Here is a 9426-nt window from a genome sequence, read left to right as displayed (position 1 = left end):
TCGGCATCAGGTGTGAAGGACCGGCCGGCGTGACTTGATAGGAGCGTGGCATCGCCCCCACTGAGATGTGTCCGCCGACCGGCCCAACCGTCACCTCACAGTGAAGGAGGCAACCACCATGGTTGTTGTTGGAGCCGATGTCCACAAGCGCACGCACACCTTTGTGGCCGTCGATTCGGTCGGTAAGAAGCTGGCTGAGAAGGTCGTCCGGGCCACCAGCTCGGGGCATCATCAGGCGTTGCGGTGGGCTCGAGAGCGCTTCGGCGCCGAGGTGGTGTGGGCCATCGAGGATTGTCGGCATCTGTCGGCGCGCCTAGAGCGCGACTTGTTGACGGCCGGCCAGCAGGTGGTACGGGTCCCGTCGAAGTTAATGGCCCAGACCCGAGCGTCAGCGCGGACCCGGGGTAAGTCTGATCCCATCGACGCCCTAGCAGTGGCGCGGGCGTTGCTGCGTGAACCGGACCTTCCCGTGGCTTCTCACGACGAGGTTTCGCGCGAGCTTAAGCTCCTGGTGGATCGCCGTGAAGACCTTGTCGCGCAACGGACGTCGACGATCAACCGCTTGTTATGGCGGGTTCATGAACTCGACCCCGAACGCGCACCCAAGCCACGTTCACTGGACTTGGCCAAGCACCGTCGGCTGCTCAGTACGTGGCTGTCTGAGCAGCCGGGCCTGGTTGCTGAGCTGGCTCGCGACGAGTTGGCTGACATCACCAGGCTTACCGAAACCATTGACGCGTTGGCCAAGCGTATCGGTGATCGTGTCCGCTCCGCCGCGCCGGCGCTGCTGGCTCTTCCTGGCTGCGCGGAGTTGACCGCAGCCAAACTCGTCGGCGAGGCCGCCGGGATTATCCGGTTCAAAAGCGAGGCGGCTTTTGCCCGTCACGCCGGAGTCGCTCCCATCCCGGTGTGGTCGGGCAATACTGCCGGTCGGGTACGGATGACCCGCTCGGGCAATCGTCAACTCAACGCCGCCCTGCACCGCATCGCCGTCACCCAGATCCGTCTCGACGGACTCGGCCAGACGTACTACCGCAAACGCATCAACCTCGGTGATTCCAACACCGAGGCACTGCGCTGCCTCAAACGCCGGCTGGCTCGTGTCGTCTTCCAGCACCTCCACACCGACCACCAAAATCGAAATCAGCCTTGCCAACCGGTAGCGGCTTGACATAGGAGAAACTCATGGGCGAAACATACGAATCCGTCACCATCGAAACGAAAGACCATGTTGCACAGGTGACGCTGATCGGGCCGGGCAAGGGCAACGCGATGGGGCCCGCGTTCTGGTCGGAGATGCCCGAGGTGTTCGCGGCGCTGGACGCCGACCGCGACGTGCGGGCGATCGTGATCACCGGATCGGGCAAGAACTTCAGCTACGGCCTGGACGTGCCCGCCATGGGCGGGTCCTTCACCCCGCTGCTCTCCGGCGACGCGCTGGCCGGCCCGCGCGCGGATTTCCACCGCGAGGTCAAGCGCATGCAGGCTGCGATCAGCGCCGTCGCCGACTGCCGGACGCCGACCATCGCGTCGGTGCACGGCTGGTGCATCGGCGGCGGAGTCGACCTGATCTCCGCGGTGGACATCCGCTACGCCAGCGCCGACGCCAAGTTCTCGGTGCGAGAAGTCAAGCTCGCCATCGTCGCCGACGTCGGCAGCCTCGCCCGCCTGCCGCTGATCTTGAACGACGGACACCTGCGCGAACTGGCGCTGACCGGCAAGGACATCGACGCGGCCCGCGCCGAGAAGATCGGGCTGGTCAACGACGTCTACGACGACGCCGATGCCACGCTGGCCGCCGCGCACGCCACCGCCGCCGAGATCGCCGCCAACCCACCGCTGACGGTCAACGGCATCAAGGACGTCCTCGACCAGCAACGCATCGCGGCGGTGTCGGAGAGCCTGCGCTACGTCGCCGCCTGGAACGCGGCCTTTCTGCCGTCCAAGGACTTGACCGAGGGCATCTCGGCGACGTTCGCCAAGCGCCCGCCGCAGTTCACCGGGGAGTAGCTCAACCCTCGGCTACTCTCGCTGAAGTGAATCCCGACGGCAGAATCCGCGTCCCGGCCGACCTGGACTCCGTGACGACCATCGGCGACGAGGACCACTCCCAGATCGACAGCGCGGCCGTCGAACGGATCTGGCGGGCCGCGCGGCACTGGTACCGGGCCGGCTTCCACCCCGCCGTCCAGCTGGCCATCCGGCACCGCGGCCGCGTCGTGCTCAACCGCGCGATCGGCCACGGCTGGGGCAACGCGCCCACCGACCCGCCCGACGCCGAGAAGATCCCCGCCACCACCGACACGCCGTTTTGCGTGTACTCGGCGGCCAAGGGCATCACCGCGACCGTCGTGCACATGCTCGTCGAACAGGGACACTTCGCGCTCGACGACCGGGTGTGCGAGTACATCCCCAGCTACACCAGCCACGGCAAGCACCGCACCACGATCCGGCACGTGCTGACCCACAGCGCCGGTGTCCCGTTCCCCACCGGACCCAAGCCGGACCTGCGGCGGGCCGACGACCACGAGTACGCCCAGGAGCAGCTGGGCAAGCTGCGACCGCTGTACCGGCCGGGACTGGTGCACATCTACCACGCGCTCACCTGGGGCCCGCTGATGCGCGAAATCGTGTACGCCGCCACCGGTAAAGACATCCGCGAAATCCTGGCCGCCGAGATTCTCGACCCGCTGGGCTTCCGGTGGACCAACTTCGGCGTCGCCGAGGAGGACATCCCGTTGGTCGCGCCCAGCCACGCCACCGGAAAGCCCCTGCCGCCGGTGATCGCGGCGATCTTCCGCAAGGCGATCGGCGGCACGGTGCACGAGATCATCCCGTACACCAACACCCCGGCGTTCCTGTCCACGGTGGTGCCGTCGTCCAACACCATCTCGACGGCGAACGAGCTGTCGCGCTTCGCCGAAATGTGGCGTCGCGGTGGCGAACTCGACGGCGTGCGGATGATCAGCCCGGAGCGGATGTACGGGGCGGTACAGGAATGCCGGCGGCTGCGCCCGGATTTCGCCGTCGGCCTGCAGCCGGCCCGCTGGGGCACCGGGTACATGCTGGGAACGAAGCGCTTCGGGCCGTTCGGGCGCAACGCGGCGAAGGCGTTCGGCAACCTCGGCCTTGCCAACATCGCGATCTGGGCCGACCCCGAGCGCAGCATGGCCGCCGGTGTGATCAGCAGCGGCAAGCCCGGCCGGGACCCGGAAATCCGCCGTTACACCGCCCTGATGGACACCATCGCCGCCGAGATTCCGACCGGTTGAGCCCGCCCGAGTGTTTGCCTCCCGACGAGCGGGGCAACCAACTGCGCATGGACTCTGACCGCTTCCGTAGGCTGCTGGACGCGCCGGGGCCGTTCGCGTCGGTCTACTTCGACGACTCGCATGACACACACGACGCCGAGGCTCAGCTCTCCCTGAAGTGGCGCGCGGTGAAGGAAGAGCTCGAGGGCCTGGGCGCTGACTAAGCGGTTATCGACGGTATCGAGGACGCGGTGCTGAACCTGCGTCCGCCGATCGGCCGCAGCGGGCGCGCGGTGATCGCCGGCGCCGACGGCGTGGTGATCAACCAGCATTTGGCGCGGCCGCCCGCGAGCACCATCGTCCGCGTGTCCGAATTGCCTTATCTGGTGCCGATTCTCGAGCTCAGCTTCGATCACCCCGACTATGTTCTGGTGGAGGTCGACCACAGCGGGGCCGACATCACCACCCACATCGGCGGCACGCTGCGTTCGGAAACCGTCGACGGCGGCGGCCGGCCGGTGCACCACGCGGCCGGGGCGGAGACCGCCGGATACGGCGGCCCACAACTGCGCAGCGACGAGGCCGCCCACAAGAACGTGCGCGCCGTCGCCGACCGCGTCGGCGAGCTGGTGGACGACATGGGCATCGACGTGATCTTCGTCGTCGGCGAGGTGCGGTCGCGCTCGGACTTGCTGAGCACCCTGCCGGAACGGCTGCGGGATCGCGCGGTGGCGCTCGAAGTCGGGGCGCGGCACAGCGGCCACGATTCCGGCGATATCGAACGAGCCATCGAGGCCGAGTTCGTCGAGCGCAGGTTGCGGACGATCGACGACGCCGCGCAGCGCTTCACCGCTGAGAGCGGCCGGCAATCCGGGCTGGCCGCCGAGGGCCTCGACGCCGTCAGCTCCGCGCTGCGCCAGGGCGCGGTCGAGACGCTGATCGTCGGGGACGTCGGCGATGCCACCGTCGTCGCCGACGAGGGTCTTACCACGATCGCCCCGAACGAGAACGTGCTGTCCGAGCAGGGCGCCGCGGCGGCCAAGACGCTGCGGGCCGACGAGGCGCTGCCGCTGTTCGCGGTCTCGGTCGGGGCGTCCCTGCTGCACGCCGACGAGCGAGTCGCACCGACCGACGGTGTCGGCGCAGTGCTTCGGTACGCACCGACCCTGCACTGACCCGCTTGGCGGTGGCGGAGGGATTTGAACCCCCGGACGGTGTTAGCCGTCTCTCGCTTTCAAGGCGAGTGCATTAGGCCGCTCTGCCACGCCACCACGGACAAGGGTAGCGGTGGCCGGTAGCGTTGCCCGCATGCGCGCGATCGTCGCCGAATCCCCCGATCGACTGTGCTGGCAAGAAGTGCCCGACGCCGTGGCCGGACCCGGCGAGGTCCTGATCAAGGTCGCCGCGGCCGGCGTCAACCGAGCCGACGTGCTGCAAGCCGCCGGCAAATACCCGCCGCCGCCGGGGGCCAGTGACATCATCGGCATGGAGGTGTCGGGGGTCGTCGCCGATGCGGGCGAGGGCGTCACGGATTGGTCTGCGGGACAAGAGGTTTGCGCCTTGTTGGCCGGTGGCGGATACGCCGAATACGTCGCCGTCCCCGCCGGCCAGGTGATGCCCGTTCCCGACGGCGTGGATCTCGTCGACGCCGCCGGTTTGCCGGAGGTGGCGTGCACGGTGTGGTCGAACCTGGTGATGGTCGCGCACCTGGGCAAGGGCCAGCTGCTGCTGGTGCACGGCGGGGGCAGCGGCATCGGCAGCCACGCGATCCAGGTCGCGCGGGCGCTGGGCGCGCACGTGGCCGTCACCGCCGGGTCGGCGGACAAGCTGGAGTTCTGCCGCGAACTGGGCGCCGAGATCACCATCAACTACCGGGACGAGGACTTCGTTGCGCGGTTACGCGACGAGAGCGGCGCGGACGTGATCCTCGACATCATGGGCGCGGCCTACCTGGACCGCAACATCGACGCCCTGGCCACCGACGGCCAGCTGGTCATCATCGGCATGCAGGGCGGGGTGAAGGGCGAGCTCAACATCGGCAAGCTACTGATGAAGCGGGCGCGGGTCATCGGCACCACGCTGCGGGCCCGGCCGGTGACCGGCCCGAACAGCAAGACCGAGATCGTGCAAGCGGTGACGACGTCGGTGTGGCCGATGATCGCCGAGGGCCGGGTGCGGCCGATCATTGGCGCGCGCATGCCCATCCAGCAAGCCGGTGACGCGCACCAACGGCTGGTGGCGAGCACGGTGACCGGAAAGATCGTCCTGACCGTGTAGTGGCGGCTCGCGAGCGTAACCTGGCTGCGATTTCCACCGCCTGAATTTTCGCAGTGAGGTTAACCCCGCGGCATAACGCTCAGCCCAACGAGGCCAGCGCGCGCACCAGCTGGTCGACCTCCGCCGTCGTCGAGTAATGCGCCAGCCCGACGGTCACGGCGCCGCCGACGTCGTTGACGCCCAGCACGTCGAGGGCGCGTGAGCTGTCGTTGCAGATGGCCAGAATCCCGTTGTCCGACAAGCGCTGCACGACGCGTTCGGCCGGCACGTCCTGCACGGCGAAGCTGACGACCGGTATCCGCGCCTCGGGACGACCGATGACCATCACCAGCGGCAGGGACCGCAGCGACACCATCAGGTAATCGAACACCCGGTTCAGGTACGACGTCGCGGACTGCATCGAGATCGACAGGCGTTCGCGGCGGCTGCCGCGGGCCGACTCGTCGAGCGCCGCGAGGTACTCGATGCTGGCGACCAGGCCGGCCAGCAGGCCGAACTGGTGCGCACCCACCTCCAGGCGCGCCGGGCCGGCGGCGTTGGGGTCGGTCGACACGGTGCCGAACGTGCTGATCAGTCCCGGGTCGCGGAACACCAGCGCCCCAATCGGCGGGCCGCCCCAGGCGAGGGCGTTCACCGCCACCACGTCGGCGTCGGTCTCCTTGACGTCGAGCAAGCGGTACGGCGCGGCCGCGGAGTGGTCGACCACCACGAGCCCGCTGACGTCGTGCACCAGCTTGGTCATCGCCCGCAGATCGGTGACCGTCCCCAGCGTCGCCGACGCCGATGAGACGGCGACCAGCCGGGTCGACTTCCCGATCAGGCTCTCCCACTGCCAGGTCGGCAGCTCACCGGTCTCGATGTCGATCTCGGCCCACTTCACCTTCGCGCCGTAGCGATGGGCGGCCCGCAGCCATGGGGCGATGTTGGCCTCGTCGTCGAGCCGGCTGACCACCACCTCGTAGCCGAGGCCGGCCCGCGAGGACGACGTCTCGGCCAGCGACGACAAGAGTATGGCGCGATCGGCGCCCAGCACGACGCCCGCGGGGTCGGCGTTGAACAGATCGGCCACCGCCGCGCGTGCCGCGTCGAGCACCGCGGCGCTGCGCCGCGCCGACGGGTGCGCTCCCACCGTGGTGGCGCTCGACCGGCGAAACGCCGTGGACACCGTGGTCGCAACCGAATCCGGGATTAGCATGCCGGCCGGCGCGTCGAAGTGCACCCATCCGTCACCCAGCGATGGATGCAGTCCGCGCACCCGGGCGACGTCGTAAGCCATGACAGCCACCTTAGAGCTTCGCAATTCCGCGAAAATTGTGACGGTAGCGGGCGCCCCTCAGGCATTGGCAAGCCGGGCCACCCGGGCAGCCATACTAGTCGAGTGGGCCTATGGACCGGAACGCTGATCGCACTGTTCTTGCTGATCGCGCCGGGTGTGATAGTGGCGCGCGTCACCCAGCTAACGTGGCCGGTCGCCATCGCGGTTGGCCCGGCGCTGACGTATGGCGTTGTGGCGCTGGCGATTATCCCCTTCGGTGCGCTCGGAATCCCTTGGAACGGTTGGACTGCGCTGGCTGCGCTCGCGGTGGTATGCGTGGTAGCGACGGGTTTGCAGCTGCTGCTGTCCCGCTACCGCGACGCCGACGCGGAATCCCGCGGGATCGGACGCTGGCCGGCGGCGGTGGTGGCCGCCGGCGTGCTGCTGGGGGCGGCGCTCATCATGTGGGCGGGCTATCGCGGGCTGACGCATTGGCAGTCCATTCCCAGCACCTGGGACGCGGCCTGGCACGCCAACGAGGTGCGCTTCATCCTCGACACCGGCCAGGCGTCGTCCACGCACATGGGCGAGCTCAGGAACGTCGAGACCCACCAACCGCTGTACTACCCGTCGGTCTTTCACGCCCTGACCGCGGTTTACTGTCAGCTCGCCGGTGCGGCGCCCACCACCGGCTACACCCTCACTTCGCTGGCCGCCTCGGTGTGGCTGTTTCCCGCCAGCGCGGCCATGCTCACCTGGTTCCTGCTGCGCCCGATCAGCACGCAGTGGCGCGCGGCCGGTGTCTCGGCGACCGCCGCGGCGCTCTCGGCGTCGTTCACCTCGGTCCCCTACATCGAGTTCGGCGTCGCGGCGATGCCCAACCTGGCCGCCTACGGGGTCGCGATCCCCACGTTTGTTCTGATCGCCTCGACGCTGCGGCACCGCGACCGCATTCCGGCGGCCGTGCTGGCGCTGGTGGGCGTCCTGTCGGTGCACCTGACCGGAGGGTTCATCGTCATCCTGTTCCTATTGGCCTGGTGGCTGCTGGATGCGCTCAGGCATCCGGTGCGCGGCCGCCTCGCCGACGGTCTGACCCTTGCCGCCGTGGCGGTGCCGACGGCGCTGATACTGGCGCCGCAATTCCTCGGCGTGCTCAGGCAGGCCGACATCATCGCCGGACACGCGTTCCCCAGCTTCAAGAGCGTAAAGCAGGGCGTGATCGACGCGCTGCTCCTGCACACCCGCCACCTCAACGATTTCCCGACCCAATACTGGTTGCTCGTGCTGGTCTACCTCGGGATGGCGATCCTGCTGTACAAGCGGATCTGGTGGCCACCCGCCGTCTGGCTGGTGCTGACCGTGGCGACCATCTACTCCGGGGCGCCGTTTCGCAATCCCGTCGGCCGCGCCATCGAGGAGTTCAGCCAGTTCTTCTACAACGATCCGCGGCGCCTCTCGGCGGTGGTCACGATGGTGGTTACGCCGATGGCAGCCATCGCGCTGTTCACGATCGTCTCGGTCGCGGTACTGGTGGCCAAACGTCTGACCGAACGCTTCAAACACCTACCCTCCCCGGTCTGGACCGCCGCCACGGCGGTCCTTCTTCTGATGGCCACCGTGCTCACCGCCCGGCACTACCTGTACCGGCACCTGGTCCTGTTCGGCGACAAGTACGACTCGGTGATCATCGACCAGCGAGACCTCATGGCGATGGCCTACCTGGCCACCCTCCCCGGCGCTCACGACACCCTGATCGGCGACTCGAACGTCGACGGCACGACGTGGATGTATGCCGTGGCCGACCTGCACCCGTTGTGGACCCACTACGACTTCCCGCAGCAGACCGGCCCCGGCTACTACCGCTACATCTTCTGGACGTCCGCGCGCAAAGGCGAATCCGATCCGAAGGTGGTCGAGGCGATTAAGGCGCTCAATATCAGGTACATCTTGACGAGCACGCCCAACGTCAGAGGGTTTGCCACGCCCGACGGGCTAGTGTCTCTGGATAAGTCGACGTCGTGGACGATGATTTACGACAACGGTGGGGCTCGGATATACGAGTGGCGCGAAGACGCCGCGGCGCCGCACCCTTAGGTCCCGAAGAGGATGGTGAGTGGATTGGCTAATGGCAACGACGGCCCGGACGCCGACGGCATCGAGGTCATAGGCGGCGTCGATCCGCGGATCATGGCGATGCGCGACGCGGACGACGACTCCGATGAGCGCTCCCTGACCGACCTCGTCGAGCAGCCCGCCAAGGTGATGCGGATCGGCACCATGATCAAGCAACTCCTCGAGGAGGTGCGCGCCGCACCGCTCGACGAGGCCAGCCGCAACCGGCTGCGCGAGATCCACGCCACCAGCATCCGCGAGCTCGAAGACGGCCTGGCGCCGGAACTGCGCGAGGAGCTCGATCGGCTCACCCTGCCGTTCAGCGAGGACGTCGTGCCGTCGGACGCCGAATTGCGCATCGCGCAGGCGCAGCTGGTCGGCTGGTTGGAAGGGCTGTTCCACGGCATTCAGACCGCGCTGTTCGCCCAGCAGATGGCCGCCCGCGCACAGTTGGAGCAGATGCGCCAGGGCGCGCTGCCCCCGGGCATCGGCAAGCCGGGCGGGTCCGGACACGGTCAATACCTGTAAAGC

At 68.1% G+C, this 9426-nt stretch carries 7 protein-coding genes, 1 tRNA gene and 1 pseudogene; 7 read left to right on the top strand and 2 right to left on the bottom strand.

Annotated features, from left to right (window positions below; all coding sequences use genetic code 11):
- The first annotated feature begins 100 nt into the window (after positions 1-100).
- The 4 genes and pseudogenes from VMD50_RS08900 to VMD50_RS08885 all read left to right on the top strand — a co-directional run bounded on the left by VMD50_RS08900 (position 101) and on the right by VMD50_RS08885 (position 4426).
- A complete protein-coding gene (locus tag VMD50_RS08900) occupies positions 101-1171 on the top strand; it encodes an IS110 family RNA-guided transposase (protein WP_325426876.1) in 1071 nt (356 codons plus the stop codon).
- Positions 1172-1185: 14 nt separating this feature from the next.
- Positions 1186-2010, top strand: coding sequence for a crotonase/enoyl-CoA hydratase family protein (locus tag VMD50_RS08895; protein WP_325426874.1), 825 nt, complete (start codon positions 1186-1188; stop codon positions 2008-2010).
- A 26-nt stretch (positions 2011-2036) separates the two neighbouring features.
- A complete protein-coding gene (gene lipE / locus VMD50_RS08890; protein ID WP_325426872.1) occupies positions 2037-3272 on the top strand; it encodes a lipase LipE in 1236 nt (411 codons plus the stop codon).
- Between the two features lie 47 nt (positions 3273-3319).
- Positions 3320-4426: pseudogene (locus VMD50_RS08885) on the top strand (Rv2629 family ribosome hibernation factor).
- A gap of 6 nt (positions 4427-4432) precedes the next feature.
- Here VMD50_RS08885 and VMD50_RS08880 read toward each other — a convergent pair.
- Positions 4433-4522 (bottom strand) — tRNA-Ser (locus tag VMD50_RS08880).
- Between the two features lie 37 nt (positions 4523-4559).
- Between VMD50_RS08880 and VMD50_RS08875 the strand changes: the two genes are divergently transcribed.
- Positions 4560-5528, top strand: coding sequence for an NAD(P)H-quinone oxidoreductase (locus VMD50_RS08875; protein ID WP_325426870.1), 969 nt, complete (start codon positions 4560-4562; stop codon positions 5526-5528).
- Positions 5529-5607: 79 nt separating this feature from the next.
- Here the strand turns inward: VMD50_RS08875 and VMD50_RS08870 are convergent, their stop codons facing one another.
- Positions 5608-6804, bottom strand: coding sequence for a cysteine desulfurase-like protein (locus tag VMD50_RS08870; protein WP_325426868.1), 1197 nt, complete (start codon positions 6802-6804; stop codon positions 5608-5610).
- A gap of 102 nt (positions 6805-6906) precedes the next feature.
- On the opposite strand from VMD50_RS08870, the gene VMD50_RS08865 reads away from it, so the two are divergent.
- Both VMD50_RS08865 and VMD50_RS08860 read left to right on the top strand, forming a co-directional pair.
- Positions 6907-8877, top strand: coding sequence for a DUF6541 family protein (locus tag VMD50_RS08865; RefSeq protein ID WP_325426866.1), 1971 nt, complete (start codon positions 6907-6909; stop codon positions 8875-8877).
- 12 nt (positions 8878-8889) lie between these two features.
- The gene (locus VMD50_RS08860) at positions 8890-9423 is read left to right on the top strand and encodes a bacterial proteasome activator family protein (RefSeq protein WP_325426864.1); all 534 of its coding nucleotides are present in this window, start codon (positions 8890-8892) and stop codon (positions 9421-9423) included.
- Positions 9424-9426: the final 3 nt, after the last annotated feature.

The sequence above is a fragment of the Mycobacterium sp. genome (assembly GCF_035506235.1).
In the GTDB taxonomy this organism is placed as follows: domain Bacteria; phylum Actinomycetota; class Actinomycetes; order Mycobacteriales; family Mycobacteriaceae; genus Mycobacterium.
The sequence above is the reverse complement of the archived record's forward strand: the minus strand, read 5'-3'. Positions and strand labels throughout refer to the sequence as shown.

Coding starts and splice junctions, on each gene's coding strand:
- VMD50_RS08860 (WP_325426864.1), top strand. CDS start 8,890: ATGGTGAGTGGATTGGCTAATGGCAACGACGGCCCGGACGCCGACGGC.
- VMD50_RS08870 (WP_325426868.1), bottom strand. CDS start 6,804: ATGGCTTACGACGTCGCCCGGGTGCGCGGACTGCATCCATCGCTGGGT.
- VMD50_RS08875 (WP_325426870.1), top strand. CDS start 4,560: ATGCGCGCGATCGTCGCCGAATCCCCCGATCGACTGTGCTGGCAAGAA.
- VMD50_RS08895 (WP_325426874.1), top strand. CDS start 1,186: ATGGGCGAAACATACGAATCCGTCACCATCGAAACGAAAGACCATGTT.